The organism is Mycobacterium sp. (assembly GCF_052145595.1).
In the GTDB taxonomy this organism is placed as follows: Bacteria; Actinomycetota; Actinomycetes; order Mycobacteriales; family Mycobacteriaceae; genus Mycobacterium.
Genome location: NZ_JBKQOI010000170.1, coordinates 56,796 through 73,143, shown reverse-complemented (window position 1 = coordinate 73,143; position 16,348 = coordinate 56,796). Strand labels below are relative to the sequence as shown.

Below are 16,348 nucleotides of genomic sequence, written 5' to 3'. Positions count from 1 at the left end.
ATCGCGCAACGCCTGCTGCTGCACCGTGTGCGACCCGGCTGCCAGCCAATCGTATTCGGCCCGGGCCGCCGTCAACTGGGCACACTGCTCGTGGTACCCGGGCGCGCGGCGGCCCGGCTGCCAGTGCTGCTGCTGCTCGACGGCCAGGTTCCACACAAACCGGGCATGGCGACAGTGTTCGGCCAACAGCGTCGCCTGCTCAGGGCTGGGAAACAACCGAAACCTGCACACACCGTCAACCTAGGCACCACCACCGACAACCCCTCGACAGGAGGGAAGCGGCGTTTCCTGCCCCGGCCAAAGCCGCGGGTTTCCACGCCGCACATCTGATGAGCATTACGCACGTGAAACTGTCGGTAGCCACACCGGTGGTGACCATGTTCCCCCAGACCAGCAGCGACTGGGAGAAAACTGCCTCCATCGAGGACCTGGCCCAGATCGCCGAAGCCGCAGACCGACTCGGCTACCACCACCTGACCTGCAGCGAGCACATTGCGCTGCCCGCCGCGGAGCGGGGCCGCCGCGGCACCCGCTATTGGGATCCGCTGGCCACGTTCGGCTACCTCGCCGCACGCACCCAACGGATACGGCTGGGCACCAATGTGCTGGTGCTCGGGTATCACCACCCGCTCGAGATAGCCAAGCGCTACGGCACCCTGGACAAAGTCAGCAATGGCAGGCTCATCCTCGGTGTCGGCGTGGGCAGCCTCAAGGAAGAGTTCGAGCTCATCGGCGCTCCCTTCGAGAACCGCGGAGCCCGTGGCGACGACGCACTGCGGGCCCTTCGCGCCTCGCTGTCAGTCCCCGAACCCGCCTATCACGGCGAGTTCTATTCGTTCAGCGGCATGATCGTCGATCCGTGCGCGGTCCAGGCTCGCGTCCCCATCTGGATCGGCGGGCGCACGCTGCGGTCGCTGCGCCGGGCGGCAACCCTGGCCGACGGCTGGGCGCCCTTCAACGTGAGCCCACAGCAGGTTCGAGACTGGTTGAGCCGCTTCGAACTTCAGCCGGGATTCGAGGTCGTGCTGCCACCCACGACGCCACTGGACCCGATCAACGAGCCCGAACGCACCTGTGACGCCCTCGCGGAGACCGCCGCACACGGCGCCACCACCGTCAGCGCCAGTTTCACCCACACTTCGCTACAGCATTATCTGGAGAATCTGCACGCGCTCGCGGAGCTCCATCCTCCTGGAGGTCTCGCGTGATCCGTGTCAAGGCAGGCATTTTCAGCCTCACCGCTCCGGCACCGCCCGACGATGACGGCAGTTACCTGCGTTGGCATCTGTTGGATCACATGCCGGAGCAATACCAATTACCGGGCATCGTGCACGGCTTGCGTTGGATCGCCGACGGCGACTATCTCGACCGTCGGTTGGCGGCCCACGGACCACTGGGTCAGATCGGCAACGCGGTGCACTACCTGGTCAGCGACCCCGTCGAGGAAACCTTCGACGACTTCGTCACACTGGGCCGCACGCTGCGGGAGAACGGCCGCTTTCCCGTCGCGCGACCGTCGCTGCAAGTGGCGGGACTACGCCTCCTGCACTGGCAATCCTCTCCGCACGCGCTCGTTTCCGCCGAGGTGGTGCCGTTTCGGCCGCACCGCGGAATCCTGCTGCTCGTCGAAGAGCTCAGCGGGAATACGGCGGGCCGTCCAAACGACTGGCTGCAATGGCTGCACGCCGAACACTATCCGGCGCTGCTCGCCACACCGGGCACCGCCGGCGCATGGACTTTCGGTTCGAGCGCCGGATGGAGCCACCTCCCCCGGGGATGGCGAACCGACCACCAGTACATCACCGTCGTTTACCTTGACGACGACCCGCTCACCACCACCGACGCCCTGGCCCCCCTCATCGAACAGCGGTGGCGATCGACCGCAGTGCGGCCCCTATTCGCCGGACCGCTGAGGACAATGGTCAGCTGGGAAGCCTGGCCTGGCGCGGCAATTTGACCCCTCGCCAGCGAAATGAGACCTTCCAGAAACGAATAAGACCTATAGTCCTGCTGACTCTTCTAGCAGAGGAAGTGAGATGACGAATCGCGTTCTCGCAGCTGCCGGGCTCGGCGTTGTCGTATTGGGGGCCGGTCTGTCGGCCTGTTCCAGCAACAGCGGTCAGCCGGCTGCTGCCCCGAGTTCCAGTCCGACTCCCTCGAGCACGACGGTCATGGTGGACGGCAACAAGCACACGATGATCAGGGGTGTCGACTGCAATAGCTCGGCCGCGCAATCGAGTGCGACGCCGGCGGAGTCGGGGGATCTGACCACCCGCATCGGTGTTCACGACGATTCGGCGTCGATAACGCTCGCCCTGTCAGACGAGAAGCCGCCAAGCGTCGATGGCTTTGCAATTTCGCTCAAGACGGGATCCGGCCAGTATCAGCTGCCCTATCAGGCGCCCCAGTCTCCGACCCAGGTCCAAGCGACCAAAGATGACAAGGGTTACACGGTCACCGGGACGGGCCAAGCCATGACACCCGGCCAAAGCGGCACGCGCCAGGTGACGTTCGGGATCCACGTGACCTGCCCCTAATTGTCTAATTTCCTTGTGCGACAGCGCGGGTCAGCGTAGAACGGTGCCGCCATCGATGTTGATCACCTGACCGTTGATCCATTCGCCTTCCTCTGAAAGAAGGAAGGCGACCAGTGCTGCGATGTCGTCGGGATCGCCGACGCGGGTTCCGCGGATGCGTTTCAGAGCGGCGGCCTGCAGATCCGGCCATTGCGGAGCCGACCGGATGGCCTCGGTAGCGGTGAACCCCGGCGCGACCGCGTTACACCGGATCCCTTCCTTTCCCCACCGCGACGCCACGTGCCGAGTCAGCGCTCCGATTCCGGCTTTCGCGGTGGCGTACGCCGGCCGCGCGGGCTCGCCCTGGAATGCCGCCGCCGAGGACATGTTGACGATCGCCCCGCCGCCGCGGCTGAGCATTCTCGGGATGGCATATTTCATGGCGGCCACGTATCCGCGGAGGTTCACCGCCATGACGCGATCCCATACGCCGAAATCGATGTCGACCACGTCGGAGTCGGCGCGGATCATGCTCATGTCGGCGCCGACGTTGAACAGCAGGTCGACTCCGTCGTGGGTCGAGGCGGCGGTGTCGATCAGGTTGGCGACCGACTCGGGAACCGACAGATCGAAGGCAACGTGAGCGGCCGTCCCGCCCGCTGCGACTATGCGCTCGGCCGTCCGCTGCGCGGCATCGGCGGCGATGTCGCCGATGACCACCCGGCAGCCCTCTTCGCCGAGCCGAGCGGCCGTCGCCGCGCCGATGCCGGTGGCGCCGCCGACCACGACCGCAACCTTTCCGGCCAGACCGCGCAGTCCCATCGACAAGCCCTTCCCAACGACCCCGCTTCGGCGGATTGACTTTACCTCTAGAGCTGTGGAGGATGACGGCGGTCGTCGAAACTCCATGGCAGCGCACGCCATTACAGCAAGGAGTGGGTCATGAAAGTTGCGATGATGACGGGTCCGGGCAAGGCCGAAGTCGTCGACGCAGACCGCCCCCAGGTCGGCCCCAAAGGTGCACTCGTCCGAATGCGCGCTTGCGGCATCTGCGGTTCCGACGCGTTCTACATTTCCATCGGTGGTGTGCCTCCCCGCCAGGGACTCATGCCGCTTGGACACGAGCCCGCCGGGGAAATAGTTGAGATCGGCGCCGACGTGTCCGGTCTCGCCGTCGGCGATCACGTCGTCATCAATCCCATGGCCGCCCCCGGCGGCATCATCGGCAATGGCGGAGCCACCGGGGCGCTCGCCGACTACCTGCTCATCGAAAACGCCGCGCGCGGAACCAGCCTGGAGGTCATCCCAAACCAGATCCCGTGGGAAGTCGCCGCACTCAACGAGCCGATGGCCGTCGCACGCCACGGCGCCAACCGCTGCAAACCCAAACCATCGGACAAGGTCGTCGTGTTCGGTGCCGGGCCGATCGGACTAGGCGCGACGCTGGCCTTCAAATCCCTTGGCGTAAGCCATGTGGTGGTGACGGACCTGGTGCCCGCCCGTCTGGAGAAGGCTCTGCGGGTCGGCGCCGACGCCGTCATCAACTCCGCCGAAGAGGACGTCGTAGCGCGCCTTGTCGAACTGCACGGCGAGGGCGCGGCGACGTTTCCTAAGTTCCCGGGCGCGGCGGGCACCGACATCTACCTCGACGCCGCCGGTGTCCCGGCCGTCGTCAACACCGCGCTGGCGGCCGCTCAGAAGGGAGCCACCCTGGGAATCGTGGGCGTCCACAAAGAACCGGTCCCCGTCGAATTCGTCAACGTGATGAGCAATGAGATCAGCATCGTCGGATGCATGGGATACCCCGACGAGATCTTCCAGGTCACCGCCGACCTCGTCGCGGACTGGGAGAAATACGCGGTGATCGTCAGCCATACCATCCCCTTCGACAACTTCGGTGAAGCACTCGAATTGGCCGGCACGCCCGGTGCCGCGGACAAGGTCGTCGTCACCTCCCCGTAGCCTCGTCGATGGTCACTTGGCCAAACCACGGACGGTGTCCGGCAAACGAGACCATGCGAACTGCCGAACGTTAGCGTGGCACCGCCCCTGCGAAGAGGTCTTTCCGCTCTCGCAGAAACTGCGCCAGGGACTGCGGTGGCTGGCCGGTGAACTCTTCGAACGCGCCGCTGGTGTGATAGAAGGCTTGGAATTCCGGTGGGAGAGTGCGCAAGTAGTGCCACAAGTGGGTGAGATGCTCCACCGCAACGTCGTTGACCCCTGCAGCCGAAGCGGCGCTGGCCCACTGCTCCTCGCTAATCTCGACATAGTCCACCGACCGACCGAGGATCTGACCGAACGCGTCGGCGATCTCTTTGTTGGTGATCCCGCCGGCCATCAGTCGAACCACCGTGCCACTCGGCAGCACCGGGCGTACTAGCACCGCCGCGGCCACTCGGGCAACGTCTTGGGCGGCCACCATCGGGATCGCTGTGGATTCCGGCCCCCAGGGCAAGGCGACCACCCCTGACCGGGCCAGGCTGCCCAGTGCCCACGTGCACAGGTTCTCGTAAAAGACCGTCGCGTCCAGATGTACGACACCGACGTCGGCCCAGTCGAAGAGCTGCTCAACCAACCAATGGCGGACTTGGTGCGGGGTCGGCTGCTCGCCGCCGGTCTGTAGCCACTGCGACAAATTCACAACCTGCTCGACACCGGCCGAGCGCGCCGCGGCGGCGAACGTCGCGGCGGCGTCGAGCAGGCCTTCCTGCACCGGATAGGCGAAGTAGGCCCGGCGGATACCGTTTACGGCGGCCGCGACTGATCGGAAGTCGCGCAGGTCGCCTTCCACGATTTCGGCGCCGAGCGCCCGAAGCCGATCGGACCGTTCGTCGAGTCGGTGGACAAAGGCGCGGACGGGCACGCCCTGGTCCCGCAATAACCGCGTGACATGGAAACCGGTCGAGCCTTGGAGGCCGCCTGCGGCGCCAGTGACGAGGATGGGCGCAACACTCATGAGAGTCCTTCCGATCGGGCCTGCCCGATGAAGAGCAATCTAAACCTGCAAGACAAACAAGTCAACCATTTGAACAGGAATTACGTCTATATGATAGAGTTTTCGTGTGACTGGGCGGAGGAGCTATGGCCAGGACTGTCCGATCGCCCACGGGCTGGACGTGCTCGGCGAACGCTGGACACTGCTGATCCTGCGCGAGCTGGTCGGAGGCCCCCGCCGCTACAGCGACCTACGCGCGCAGTTGCCGGGCGTCGCGACAAATCTTCTGGCGCAACGCCTTGACGACCTCCAACAGGCCGGCATCGTCGAACGTAACGAGTTGCCCCCACCGATTGCGCGCACCGTCTACACCCTCAGCGACGACGGGTGGCGGCTCGTGCTTCCCATCATCGGTGCCGTTGCACGGTTCGGCCTGCAGACCATGTCACCCAGCGTCGAGGGAGCGAGGTCCCCGCTCAACGGCTTTCTCGTCGGGGTGCTCCTGGGTTTTGACCCGATCGGCGCCGCAGGGGCCGAGGCAACGTATCGCGTGCAGATCGACGGCCGCAGTTTCGATTTCGCCGTTACCGGAGGAAGACTCGCGGGTGCGCAGCACGAACCGGATGTGACCTTGAGCGCATCACCATCCGATCTGGTGACCGCTCGACTGGGCTCCACCGCAGCGCAACGCCTGACGGCCCTGCGCCGGCTGCGCTTTGATGGCGATCACGACGACATCGACACGATGCGGATGGTGTTGGGGCTGACGACCGAGACCGCCGGCGCCTCGGCAAGCCACGCGTGATCCAATAAGCGGCGACCCACAGCCTCCCCAGGCGTGGTTGTCCAACCGAGTCCACCTCTGAGATGCTGGCTGCTTGGACATCTTCGCGGAGTGGCAAAACGGCGGGACCGAACTTCGGTGGCGGTCGACGACCGCCGCCAACGATGGACAGGAAGTCGCGGTGTTCACCCGCCGCTGTGGCACGCCCGGGGCACCCGCGCTGGTGCTTGTGCACGGCTTCCCGACGTCGAGCATCGACTATTTCGCCTTGTCCGGCGAACTGGGCTCGGAGTTCGACATCTTCGTGCTGGACTTTCCGGGCTACGGATTGTCCGACAAGCCACCGGCGCCGCACGCGTATTCGTTGTACGACGACGCACGCCTGCTCGTCTACGTGATCACTCAGGTGTGGAAGCTCTCCGAATACCGGATGCTCACTCATGACCGCGGCAGCAGTGTGGGCATGGTCGCGCTCGAGATGTTGGCGTCCCAAGACACACCGGCCGTACCCGTCGACCTCATCTTGACGAACGCCAACATCTATCTCCCGCTATCCAACCTCACCGTGTTCCAGACCGCGCTGCTCAACCCCGCAACCGCGCGAGACACCGCCGCGGCGACGACGCCGGAGCTGCTGGCCGCCGGCATGGGGGCCAGCACCTTCATGCCACGGCGGACACTCGAAGACCCGGAGATCGCCGCGCTGGCGAAGTGCTTCGCCCACAACGACGGAGTCCGCGTCTTGCCGGACACGATTCAATACCTGAACGAACGCGCCGCGGATGAAACCGGTTGGCTGGAAGCGCTTTCCAAGAGCCACGTCAACACCACGGTGGTGTGGGGGCTACACGACAACGTCGCGCCGCTGCGCGTCCCCAACTACGTCTGGCAGACCTACCTGAAGAACAAGCCCGGCCGCAACCGCTACTGGGTGGTGCCCGGCGCCGATCATTACCTGCAGTGCGACGCCCCCGCGCAATTGGCCCAGATCGTTCGCCTCACGGCCCAAGGTGAGGACATTGCGCTGCAGACACTGGGGAACCAACCCGACGGCGCGGTCCTGGTGGATCAAAGCGCTTCCTAGCGGCGCCGAACGGAGGATCGCTTCAGCTGGTGAAGACCGGCAGCTTCGCCCACCCGCGCACACTGGACGTCTGGGCCTTGCGCGCGTTGGCGTAGTCGACTTCCCAGTCGGGCCAGCGTTTGAGTACCTCTTCCAAGGCCACCCGGGCTTCGATCCGGGCCAGCGCCGAGCCGAGGCAGAAGTGCAGGCCTGCCCGAAGCTGAGGTGGCTGCCGCGATCACTAATTTGTGCGCCCAGCGTCGACTTGTTGGGCGAAAATTGGGCCTGATTTCAACCAACAAGTCGACGCTCGGCGCCCGATCCGTCGCACGACTTCAGCTGGTGAAGACCGGCAGCTTCGCCCACCCGCGCACACTGGACGTGTGGGCCTTGCGCGCGTTGGCGTAGTCGACTTCCCAGTCGGGCCAGCGCTTGATGACCTCCTGGAGCGCCACCCGCGCCTGCATGCGCGCCAGGGCCGATCCCATACAGAAGTGCAGCCCGTGGCCGAAACTGAGATGAGTGGCGCCGCGATGGACGTCGAACTTCTCCCCGTCGGGATGCTTGCGTTCGTCGCGGTTGGCTGATCCGTTGAGCAGCAGCATGATTGAACCCTCAGGAATCGTGATGCCGTGGCATTCGACGTCGCGAGCCACATGACGGGCCTGCACGGGTGAGGGCGCTTCGTAGCGCAACACCTCTTCGATCGCCATGGGGATCAGGGACGGGTTGTCCACAATCTGCCGACGCTGATCGGGGTGCTCGGCCAGGAGTTGGCCGATGAAACCGATCAGACGTGTCGTCGTCTCGTTTCCCGCGCCGGCGATCATGCTGGTATAGAGCAGCACCTCGGTCCGCTCCAGCCGCCGCGTCCCCCCGTCGTCCTCAACCTCGGCGTTGAGCAGCTGCGTCATCAGATCATCGGAAGGATGGTTTACCCGCCAATCGATGTAGTCGGAAAACACCTTGTAACTTCGCTCGAAAAAGTCTTGCGAGGCGGGCGTGAACGTGCCCTCTTTGAGGGTGAGTTGACGGCCGCCGCGGTCGCGGATCGCTGCCTGATTGTCTTCGGGGATGCCCAGTAGGTAGCCGATGGTGCGCATCGGGACCATCGCGCCCAGATTCTCGATGAAGTCGAACCTGCCCGAGCCCACCAGAGGGTCGAGTGCGCGAACGCAGAAGTCGCGCGTCAGCGGCTCGATCGCCTCCATCCGCCGCGGCGTGAAAACCTTTGAGAGCACATGGCGATGCACATCGTGGATCGGCGGATCTTCAAAGAGGATGATTCCCGGCGGCACCTCGACACCGCTCATGAGGAGATCGATGGTGGTACCGCGACCCGACCGGTAGGTGTCCCAATTCGTCAGCTCGCGAGAGACGTCTTCATACCGGCTCAGCGCGTAGAACCCGTACTTGTCGTTGTGGTACAGCGGGGCTTCATCGCGCAGCCTCTTCCAGATCGGGTACGGATCGTCGTCGATGGCGAAATCGAAAGGGTCGTAGTAAACCTCGGCCGTACTGGTCATGGCGACGTCTTTCGCTCTGAAAGAGCCTCAGGCAACACGACGTCACCGACGCGCTTGAGATAGGGCCACGCGACTTCCGGTGGCAGCCCGCCGCACAACGGCGACAGGTTGAGTATCTGGCCGGCGCGAACCCGCGAGATCGCTTCCGGCACAGAGATGATCACGTGCGATGCCGCGGCGTCGCGCAGCTCGGCAACGGTGTCCACATGCGAGAACCCCGCCGATGTCTCGTTTCCGGGATTCCACGCGGCATAGGTGCGCGCGTCGTGGAGAAGATGATCGCCAAGCTCCGACCAGGCCTGTTCCACGTCGTCGGCGACAAACACGACCGACGGGTGGTCGTGGTCGGGAAGCATCGTCGGCCCCGGCCGGTGCCCGTGCTTGCGGCAGGCCGCTTCGTAGGCCTCCTGCATACCGGAGACATTGGCGTTGGCCAAAAGGCCCAGGCCGTATCTGCCGGCCCGCCGGGCCGCCGCCACACTTCCGCCGCCCCACATCAGCCCCGGCCCACCGGCGGTCTGCGGGCGCGGCGTCACCGCGATCCGTCGTCCGTCCTGCACGACCGCTTCACCGGCGAGCAGCCGGCGCAGCAGTGCGAGTTTCTCGTCGGCGAGCCGGCCGCGGTCCCCCAGCGTCAGGCCGAAGTGCTCGAACTCCTCGGGCCGATACCCCAGCGCCAGGATGTACGACGCCCGCCCTTCGCTGACGATGTCGAGAACCGCCATGTCCTCGGCGAGTCGTACGGCTTCGTAGAACGGAAGGATCAGGATCAGGCTCAGCGCCAGGCGCCGCGTGCGGCTGGCAACGGCCGACGCCAACAAAAATGGCGACGGCAGGTAGCCGTCCTCGGACCCGTGGTGCTCACAGAACACCGCGGCGATGCCGCCATGGTCCTCGGCCCACGCGCACATCTCGGGGACGGCGCCGTACAGCGCAGCCTGCGGCGCACCCCACGAAGGGGCGCGCATATCGAAGCGCAGCGTGAACACTCAGGCTCCTAGACGACCTAATATTTGTCCCACGTACGCTACGTCCGGCCCGAGATGGCGTCAACGTTCAGTCAAATACGTGCCGCGGCAGCGTCGTCGGTATGTCCAGCGAGCTGAGCAGGCCGGGCGGCGCGTCGACCACGTACGGGATCGCGTTGACCACCCGCATGGCCGTGGACGCCATGGCGGCGTGCCCCGCCGCGTGGCCCTCGGCCTCCCCGAGCGTCAGCACGCAGTGGATGTCGGGATCGCCTTCGATGTCGACCCGATAGGTCGCGTCGAACTCCGAAGTCGGCCAGTCGGGTGCGACGTCGCGGGCCATCCGGATGACGTGCTCGATCACGATCGCCTCGCGGCCGTTGACCACGCCCGCGGCCCGGGTGCGCACCGCGCCGCAGGTACCCGCCTTGATGGTGCCGAACGCCACCTCGATGTCGCGATCGGTCAGCTCCCGGTCGAGGGAACCGCGCACCTGCTCCACCTCGACCCCGAGGCCACTCGCCATCAGGTGTATCGGTGCCTTCCAGGCCATTTCGATGAAGCCGGGCGTGGAGAGCATGGGTTCGAAATCCAGTGGGCGGCCGAAGCCCATCCCGTCCATCATCACGTCGGCCACCGGGTAGTGGTCATTGAGTGCGACCTCGCTGGCCGTGATGGCGCGGATATTCTTCGACTGCGTGGTCATCAGCAACGCCAGCTGATCGGAGGCGAAGCCCGGAAAGATCCCCGAGGCGTAGAAGGAAGCGCCGCCGGACACCGCCGCCGCCTCCAGTTGGGCGCGCCAGTCCGGGGCGAAATACGACGGCGGATACACCAGACTCGTCGACGACGTCGACACGACGTTGATGCCCGCCCCCAGGAGCCGCAGGTAATCCGGCACGGCGGCGCCGTCGCGTTCGGGGCCGCTCGCGGCATACACCACCGCGTCGGGCCCCAAGGCGATCAGCGCATCGGCGTCGTTGGTGGCCGCCAGCCCCAGCGGCTCGATGCCAGCCAACTCACCGGCATCCTTGCCAACCTTCTCGGGCGAATGCACCCATACCCCAACGAGTTCCAGATCCGGTCGGCGGCTGATGGCATCGATCGCGATCGACCCGACTCCCCCGGTCGACCACACGACAGTACGCAGAGGTTTCGCAATCGACACCGGCGCTCTCTCCTTACTCGTGGGCCCGGGCTGCGGCGGCCGCGGCGCGTTCGAGGTATGGCCACGCCGCCTCGGGTGGCACGCCACCACACAGCGGGTGCAGCGGGAGAAGTCGCCCGCCGCGCACGTACTCGGTCGCCTCCTCGGCCGTCATGATGCGGTACGGGCCGCTCTCCGCACGCAGCGCGGCCACGCTGTCGGCACGGGTGATGCTGGCCACCGGGCTTTTCAGATCGTCTTCCGGCCGGTACGACGCCGCCGTCAGTGCGTCGTGCAACAGGTATGGCCCCAGGACGTCCCAGGCCTCGTCGATGGCTTGCTCGTTTTCGGCGACGAAAATCGTTGTGGGAGCGTCCCGCACGGGAAATTGGATCATTCCGGGCTCGTGTCCGTGAGCGCGGCACTGTGCTTCGTAGAACTCCTTCAGACCCGGCAGGTCGGTCTGGGAGATGAACCCCAGGCCCAAGGCGCCGGCACGTCGGGCGGCGGCCTTGCTGCCGCCGGCGATCAGCATCATCGGCCCACCGGGCGACCCGCACGGCGGCGTGACGCGGACGGTGCGCCCCCGGTATTGGACGGGCTCGCCACGCACCAGCGGACCAAGCACGGCCAGGATTTCGTCGGCCACCCGTCCGCGCGTGGCCATGTCGATGCCGAAGTGCCCGTATTCCTGACTTCGATGTCCGACACCGAACGCGTAGGACACCCGTCCCCTGCTGATGAGGTCTAGAACGCTCATTTCTTCGGCCAGCCGGATGGGATCCCATAACGGAACCGGCACCGCCGCCAGCAGTATCGCCAACGTGCGCGTCCTGGCCGCGATCGCCGAGGCCAACGTCAGCGGGGCAGGCAGATGGCCGTCCTCGGCGCCGTGGTGCTCGGACAGCACCGCCAAAACGGCGCCGTGAGTTTCCGCCCACTCGCACATGTCGATGGCCGCGGCGTAGAGATCGGGGGCCGACCCAGCCCAACTGGGGGCGCGCATGTCGAACCTAAGGGTGAACATCAATGCCCCCCGCACCTGCCGGCGCGACGACAACAGCCCACGCTTGGCGTTTGGAGGCGGCCAAAACGCCGATCGGTCCTCATACCCTGCAGATTAGCGTAGAATTTGTTCGCTAAGATAGTGCGTGCTTCCTTAAGTCTTGACCGTGCGGGTTTCCGGAGCGGGCGTAATGGTCGCCATCGCGATGCGCGTCGTGAACGCCGTGCCGTATGTCGTTGCCGCAGAACCTGGACTGTTGAGTTCGGTGGACCTGCCCTTGACGATCCCCAAGCACGCATTCGTCACCGGGTGAATCAAAACGCGGCCCGCGGCTTAGTCTGCCGGAGTGACGTTTAATCCACTCGAGGAACTCACACTGCAACAACTGCGGCACCGCACGAGCATGAAGTGGCGTGCGCACTCGGCCGATGTGTTGCCGCTCTGGGTCGCGGAGATGGACGTCATGCTGGCACCGACGGTCGCCGACGCCGTCCGCAGGGCGATCGACATCGGTGATACCGGATACCCTTACGACACTGCGTTTGCCGAAGCGGTCAGTGAATTCGCTTCTCGGCGTTGGCGATGGCACGACCTGGAAGTCAGCCGCACGGCGATCGTTCCGGACGTCATGCTCGGTGTCGTCGAGGCACTGCGGCTGGTCACCGACCGCGGTGACGCCGTCGTCGTCAACCCGCCGGTATACGCGCCGTTCTACGCATTCGTGTCCCACGACGGCCGCCGAGTCGTCGAAGCGCGGCTTGACGTCGCCGGCCGAATTGACCTGGACGCCTTGGAGGAAGCGTTCGCGCGCGCCGGGGCTCCAGGCGCCAAGGTCGCCTACCTGTTGTGCAATCCGCACAACCCGACGGGATCGGTGCACACCTCCGACGAACTACGCGGGGTCGCCGATCTCGCCCGAAGGTTCCGTGTCCGCGTGGTGTCGGACGAGATTCACGCGCCGGTCATCTTGTCGGGGTCGCGATTCACCCCGTACCTGGCGGTCCCCGGTGCAGAGGATGCCTTCGCCCTGACGTCCGCCTCGAAGGCGTGGAGCCTGTCCGGGCTGAAGGCGGCCTTGCTCATTGCCGGCCCGGAGGCGGCCGCAGACCTTCGCCGGATGCCGGAGGAGGTCAGCCACGGCCCAAGCCACCTCGGCGTCATCGCGCATGCCGAGGCATTCCGGTCCGGTGGCGACTGGCTCGACATGCTGCTGAGCGGCTTGGACGACAACCGGACGCTGCTGCGCGATCTGGTCGATGAGCATCTTCCCGGCGTGAAATGTCAACGACCACAGGGCACCTACCTGGCGTGGCTCGACTGTCGAGAGCTCGGCCTGAAAGATGCGGTGGCCGAAGAAGTCACCGATGGACTTGCGGTGGTCGCCGATCTGGCCGGGCCGGCCCGCTGGTTTCTTGACCACGCCCGCGTCGCACTCAGCTCCGGGCACGTCTTCGGAACCGGCGGAGCCGGGCATGTGCGGTTGAACTTCGCTACCTCGCAAGCCATTCTCGTCGAGGCGATCTCGCGAATGGGCCGGGCCCTTGCCGAGGTTCGGTAGCGGAAAGGTCTTCTGGAAACGCGAGTTTTCAGTTAGGCGGAGATCTCCTCGGTGCCGCGGTCGAGGTTGCGGAAGCCCTCGGCAGGCTTCTTGATGCCCAGCAGGAACGGCAGCGTCGTCAACTCGAACTTTGCCGTCGCCCCCAGCCGGCCAAAGATTCTGCGCCCGCGCGGCGCGGGTGGCACTTCCGACGTGGCGAGGTCGATGTAGTGGGTCGACGTTTCCCCGATGCCTTCGAAGTCGTGGACCAACGGTGTGCACAGCCCGCGCACCGCGTCGTCGAGGCACGCCGCGACGGGATCGGTCATCAGCACGTATTCGACGACCGGTACCGAGTTTTTCAGCATCCGGTGCACCAGAATCACGTCGAAACCCGCTAGTTCGACGTGGCGCTTCACCCTTTGCTCCGCCACCTCGCCCTGGTGCACGACGAACTTGAGCAACAGCTTTTCCAGCTGCTCACAGCTCGCGCACTCGCAGGCGATGTCCGCTTTGAACCGCTCGCGGCGCGCGAGAAACGACTGGCGCATCCGTGACAGGCGGTCGCACACCAGCACTTTGGCATCGCCGTCCGGCGCCCAGAAGAACGCGGCGTCGCCTTCCAGCTTCGCCAGCTTCAAACCTTTGCCGGCGTCGATGACCGCCTCCAACAACCCGGCCACGGTCAGTTGAGCGTGGGCCAGGTGCGTCCGGTTCCAATTCATGTAGCGCGTGTATCCGCCGATGTCGGCAATAACCAGAACCGCGCGCCGGATGGCCATGAATTTTGGAGTTTAGTAGTTGTCGGTCGTTGCCTCAATGAAATCTGCTACTAGACGAATTCGCGCCGGGGAGAGAGGCTTGCAAGGGTGGCCGCCCACCGGAGGAGCCGAATATGGATGTGCTGCGAACGCCAGACTCCCGATTTGAAAATTTGGAGGGCTATCCGTTCGTAGCGAACTACATAAACGTTGAGGCAAGCGACACTCAGCCGCTGCGGATGCACTTCCTCGACGAGGGTCCGGCCGATGGGCCGCCCATCGTGCTGCTGCACGGCGAGCCCACCTGGAGCTACCTGTACCGGACGATGATTACGCCGCTGGCGGACGCCGGGAATCGCGTGCTCGCGCCCGACCTGATCGGCTTCGGCCGCTCCGACAAGCCCGCCCGGATCGGGGATTACACCTACCTACGCCACGTCGAGTGGGTGACCTCGTGGCTCGAGCGCCTCAACCTGAAGGATGTCACGCTGTTCGGGCAGGACTGGGGATCGCTTATCGGTCTGCGCATCGCCGCCGAGCAGGGCGACCGAATCTCGCGGCTGGTGGTGGCCAACGGTTTCCTTCCCACCGCGCAGCAGCGCACCCCGCCCGCCTTCAATGTGTGGCGGGCCTTTGCGCGGTACTCCCCCGTGCTGCCCGCCGGTCGCCTGGTTGCCGTCGGCACCGTCCGCAGGGTTCCCCCGAAGGTGCGGGCCGGCTACGACGCGCCCTTCCCCGACAAGACCTATCAAGCCGGGGCGCGCGCGTTTCCTCAGTTGGTGCCCACCTCGCCCGACGATCCGGCGGTTCCGGCCAATAGGGCCGCGTGGAAAGCCCTGGGCCAATGGGACAAGCCCTGCCTCGCCATCTTCGGGTATCGCGACCCGATCCTCGGGAAAGCCGACCGTCCGCTGATCAACCACATCCCTGGGGCGGCCGGCCAGCCGCACGCCCGCATCAAAGCCAGCCACTTCATCCAGGAAGACAGCGGACCTGAACTGGCCGAACGGGTGCTGTCTTGGCAGCAGGCCCTGCGCTAAGGGCGCGTCATCGGGTGTTGATCAGTCGCGCCACGCCGCGCATCACCGCTCTGCTGGCCGCGTGACGCACCTGATCGAGTGCCGAGCCGGCGTCCGACGCAGGCGCCGCTCCCAGGCGCGGGAACAGCGCGAGCGCGTTGGTGCGCTCGATCGCCGCACGGGCGTCGGGAGCGAGTCCGGGGTAGGTCTCGAGGCCGGCGGCAAACAGCTTGCCGGCCGCGACGGGTGCAAAGGGCCAGTCCGAGCCGAAGGTGACGTGTCCCGGCTTGGCGAAAGCGAGCAGGCTCGGCAGCGCCGCGGCGCTCGAGGACAACGCGGTGTCGAAGTAGAAGCCCGCGAAGTCATCCAGGATGTCCGTCGGGCTGCGTCCGATGTCGCCCATGATGGCGACCGCCATCCGGTGCGAGGCGTAGGGCACGAACCCGCCCGCGTGGCTGAGGATGAACTTGATGTTCGGGTACTTGCGGCAAATGCCGTTGCGGACGAGAAGATACGCCGCTCGCGTGGTATCGAGGAGGAAGTCGGCGGCGAACGGTGCAACGCCGTCTACCGCGGGGCCCGGCAGCTCGGCGGGGTGGATGAACACCACCGCCGCACGCGCGTCCAGCGCGGCGAACAGGTCGTCCTGTCCGTCCTGGCCGAGGTAGGTCCCCGCGCTGTTGGCAAGCAGCACAACCCCGTCAGCGCCCAGTTCGTCGAGTGATCTGGCGACCTCGTCGGTGGATTCGCGGAAGTGTGGCATGGGGATGGTCGCAAAGAAGCCGAACCGGTCGGGTTGAGCCGCAACGAGTCCGGCCAGGTAATCGTTGATGTCGCGGGCGAGCGAGGTGGCGTCGCTGGTGCTCGGCAGGAACGCGGTGCCCGGCGTGGATACCGACAGTATCGCGGTCGCGACATTCAGTTCGGCCATGGTCTGCAATGACCCCTCCGGGCTCCACTGCGGCCAGTCACGACCGCCGGCCTCGTCGATCTTGGCTTTTCGCAATAGGTCTCGGTAAAAGGACGGGATCGCGTGGTGGTGGGTGTCGATCCGCAACATCGTTACTGGCTCCTTTTGGGTTTTGC

Annotated in this window: 17 protein-coding genes and 2 pseudogenes; 9 read left to right on the top strand and 10 right to left on the bottom strand. The window is 65.7% G+C overall.

The window, feature by feature from the left end; all coding sequences use genetic code 11:
- On the bottom strand, nucleotides 1-231 hold a 231-nt coding region (locus tag ACLP4W_RS15970; protein ID WP_442387487.1), incomplete at its 3' end, for a helix-turn-helix domain-containing protein.
- Between the two features lie 98 nt (nucleotides 232-329).
- Here ACLP4W_RS15970 and ACLP4W_RS15965 point away from each other — a divergent pair.
- The 3 genes from ACLP4W_RS15965 (at nucleotide 330) to ACLP4W_RS15955 (ending at nucleotide 2,537) form a co-directional block, all read left to right on the top strand.
- Complete coding sequence (locus tag ACLP4W_RS15965) at nucleotides 330-1,208, top strand: LLM class F420-dependent oxidoreductase (RefSeq protein ID WP_442387485.1); 879 nt, start codon at nucleotides 330-332, stop codon at nucleotides 1,206-1,208.
- Nucleotides 1,208-1,957, top strand: a complete 750-nt coding sequence (locus tag ACLP4W_RS15960) for a hypothetical protein (RefSeq protein WP_442387498.1) — start codon at nucleotides 1,208-1,210, stop codon at nucleotides 1,955-1,957. Before ACLP4W_RS15965 ends, ACLP4W_RS15960 begins: the two co-directional genes overlap by 1 nt.
- Before the next feature lie 79 nt (nucleotides 1,958-2,036).
- A complete protein-coding gene (locus ACLP4W_RS15955) occupies nucleotides 2,037-2,537 on the top strand; it encodes a lipoprotein LpqH (protein ID WP_442387483.1) in 501 nt (166 codons plus the stop codon).
- A 30-nt stretch (nucleotides 2,538-2,567) separates the two neighbouring features.
- Here ACLP4W_RS15955 and ACLP4W_RS15950 read toward each other — a convergent pair whose 3' ends face one another.
- Nucleotides 2,568-3,338, bottom strand: coding sequence for an SDR family NAD(P)-dependent oxidoreductase (locus tag ACLP4W_RS15950; RefSeq protein ID WP_442387481.1), 771 nt, complete (start codon nucleotides 3,336-3,338; stop codon nucleotides 2,568-2,570).
- A gap of 120 nt (nucleotides 3,339-3,458) precedes the next feature.
- On the opposite strand from ACLP4W_RS15950, the gene ACLP4W_RS15945 reads away from it, so the two are divergent.
- A complete protein-coding gene (locus ACLP4W_RS15945) occupies nucleotides 3,459-4,478 on the top strand; it encodes a zinc-dependent alcohol dehydrogenase (protein WP_442387479.1) in 1,020 nt (339 codons plus the stop codon).
- 70 nt (nucleotides 4,479-4,548) lie between these two features.
- On the opposite strand, the gene ACLP4W_RS15940 is transcribed toward ACLP4W_RS15945, so the two are convergent.
- Nucleotides 4,549-5,472, bottom strand: a complete 924-nt coding sequence (locus tag ACLP4W_RS15940) for an NmrA family NAD(P)-binding protein (RefSeq protein WP_442387478.1) — start codon at nucleotides 5,470-5,472, stop codon at nucleotides 4,549-4,551.
- A gap of 106 nt (nucleotides 5,473-5,578) precedes the next feature.
- Here ACLP4W_RS15940 and ACLP4W_RS15935 point away from each other — a divergent pair, with 106 nt between their 5' ends.
- Nucleotides 5,579-6,256: a winged helix-turn-helix transcriptional regulator gene (locus tag ACLP4W_RS15935; RefSeq protein WP_442387476.1), complete on the top strand. Its 678-nt coding sequence runs from the start codon at nucleotides 5,579-5,581 to the stop codon at nucleotides 6,254-6,256.
- A 73-nt stretch (nucleotides 6,257-6,329) separates the two neighbouring features.
- The gene (locus ACLP4W_RS15930) at nucleotides 6,330-7,319 is read left to right on the top strand and encodes an alpha/beta fold hydrolase (RefSeq protein WP_442387474.1); all 990 of its coding nucleotides are present in this window, start codon (nucleotides 6,330-6,332) and stop codon (nucleotides 7,317-7,319) included.
- Between the two features lie 22 nt (nucleotides 7,320-7,341).
- On the opposite strand, the pseudogene ACLP4W_RS15925 reads toward ACLP4W_RS15930, so the two are convergent.
- From ACLP4W_RS15925 to ACLP4W_RS15905, 5 genes and pseudogenes are all read right to left on the bottom strand, one after another.
- Nucleotides 7,342-7,532 (bottom strand): annotated as a pseudogene (locus ACLP4W_RS15925) (cytochrome P450); the annotation flags it as partial.
- A gap of 101 nt (nucleotides 7,533-7,633) precedes the next feature.
- On the bottom strand, nucleotides 7,634-8,824 hold the full coding sequence (locus tag ACLP4W_RS15920; protein ID WP_442387472.1) for a cytochrome P450: 1,191 nt from the start codon (nucleotides 8,822-8,824) through the stop codon (nucleotides 7,634-7,636).
- On the bottom strand, nucleotides 8,821-9,813 hold the full coding sequence (locus tag ACLP4W_RS15915; RefSeq protein ID WP_442387471.1) for an LLM class flavin-dependent oxidoreductase: 993 nt from the start codon (nucleotides 9,811-9,813) through the stop codon (nucleotides 8,821-8,823). The genes ACLP4W_RS15920 and ACLP4W_RS15915 overlap by 4 nt, the downstream gene beginning before the upstream one ends.
- 67 nt (nucleotides 9,814-9,880) lie before the next feature.
- Nucleotides 9,881-10,960: an NAD(P)H-dependent amine dehydrogenase family protein gene (locus ACLP4W_RS15910; protein WP_442387470.1), complete on the bottom strand. Its 1,080-nt coding sequence runs from the start codon at nucleotides 10,958-10,960 to the stop codon at nucleotides 9,881-9,883.
- A gap of 13 nt (nucleotides 10,961-10,973) precedes the next feature.
- A complete protein-coding gene (locus ACLP4W_RS15905; protein ID WP_442387468.1) occupies nucleotides 10,974-11,966 on the bottom strand; it encodes an LLM class flavin-dependent oxidoreductase in 993 nt (330 codons plus the stop codon).
- 154 nt (nucleotides 11,967-12,120) lie between these two features.
- On the opposite strand from ACLP4W_RS15905, the pseudogene ACLP4W_RS15900 reads away from it, so the two are divergent.
- Together ACLP4W_RS15900 and ACLP4W_RS15895 are read left to right on the top strand one after the other, a co-directional pair.
- Nucleotides 12,121-12,258 (top strand): annotated as a pseudogene (locus ACLP4W_RS15900) (dihydrodipicolinate reductase); the annotation flags it as partial.
- A 33-nt stretch (nucleotides 12,259-12,291) separates the two neighbouring features.
- Nucleotides 12,292-13,503 carry a MalY/PatB family protein gene (locus ACLP4W_RS15895; RefSeq protein ID WP_442387466.1) on the top strand — a complete coding sequence of 404 codons (1,212 nt, stop codon included), beginning with the start codon at nucleotides 12,292-12,294 and terminating at the stop codon, nucleotides 13,501-13,503.
- A 32-nt stretch (nucleotides 13,504-13,535) separates the two neighbouring features.
- On the opposite strand, the gene ACLP4W_RS15890 is transcribed toward ACLP4W_RS15895, so the two are convergent.
- Nucleotides 13,536-14,264 (bottom strand): DUF2652 domain-containing protein, encoded by a 729-nt coding sequence (locus ACLP4W_RS15890; protein ID WP_442387465.1) that lies wholly within the window; start codon nucleotides 14,262-14,264, stop codon nucleotides 13,536-13,538.
- A gap of 113 nt (nucleotides 14,265-14,377) precedes the next feature.
- On the opposite strand from ACLP4W_RS15890, the gene ACLP4W_RS15885 reads away from it, so the two are divergent.
- A complete protein-coding gene (locus ACLP4W_RS15885) occupies nucleotides 14,378-15,283 on the top strand; it encodes a haloalkane dehalogenase (RefSeq protein ID WP_442387463.1) in 906 nt (301 codons plus the stop codon).
- Nucleotides 15,284-15,290: 7 nt separating this feature from the next.
- On the opposite strand, the gene ACLP4W_RS15880 is transcribed toward ACLP4W_RS15885, so the two are convergent.
- On the bottom strand, nucleotides 15,291-16,322 hold the full coding sequence (locus ACLP4W_RS15880) for an amidohydrolase family protein (protein WP_442387461.1): 1,032 nt from the start codon (nucleotides 16,320-16,322) through the stop codon (nucleotides 15,291-15,293).
- Nucleotides 16,323-16,348 lie beyond the last annotated feature (26 nt).

What these genes read in the sequence shown, in the direction of transcription:
- ACLP4W_RS15965 (WP_442387485.1), top strand. Translation starts at nt 330, where the DNA reads ATGAGCATTACGCACGTGAAACTGTCGGTAGCCACACCGGTGGTGACC.
- ACLP4W_RS15955 (WP_442387483.1), top strand. Translation starts at nt 2,037, where the DNA reads ATGACGAATCGCGTTCTCGCAGCTGCCGGGCTCGGCGTTGTCGTATTG.
- ACLP4W_RS15950 (WP_442387481.1), bottom strand. Translation starts at nt 3,338, where the DNA reads ATGGGACTGCGCGGTCTGGCCGGAAAGGTTGCGGTCGTGGTCGGCGGC.
- ACLP4W_RS15945 (WP_442387479.1), top strand. Translation starts at nt 3,459, where the DNA reads ATGAAAGTTGCGATGATGACGGGTCCGGGCAAGGCCGAAGTCGTCGAC.
- ACLP4W_RS15940 (WP_442387478.1), bottom strand. Translation starts at nt 5,472, where the DNA reads ATGAGTGTTGCGCCCATCCTCGTCACTGGCGCCGCAGGCGGCCTCCAA.
- ACLP4W_RS15920 (WP_442387472.1), bottom strand. Translation starts at nt 8,824, where the DNA reads ATGACCAGTACGGCCGAGGTTTACTACGACCCTTTCGATTTCGCCATC.
- ACLP4W_RS15905 (WP_442387468.1), bottom strand. Translation starts at nt 11,966, where the DNA reads ATGTTCACCCTTAGGTTCGACATGCGCGCCCCCAGTTGGGCTGGGTCG.
- ACLP4W_RS15890 (WP_442387465.1), bottom strand. Translation starts at nt 14,264, where the DNA reads ATGGCCATCCGGCGCGCGGTTCTGGTTATTGCCGACATCGGCGGATAC.
- ACLP4W_RS15885 (WP_442387463.1), top strand. Translation starts at nt 14,378, where the DNA reads ATGGATGTGCTGCGAACGCCAGACTCCCGATTTGAAAATTTGGAGGGC.
- ACLP4W_RS15880 (WP_442387461.1), bottom strand. Translation starts at nt 16,322, where the DNA reads ATGTTGCGGATCGACACCCACCACCACGCGATCCCGTCCTTTTACCGA.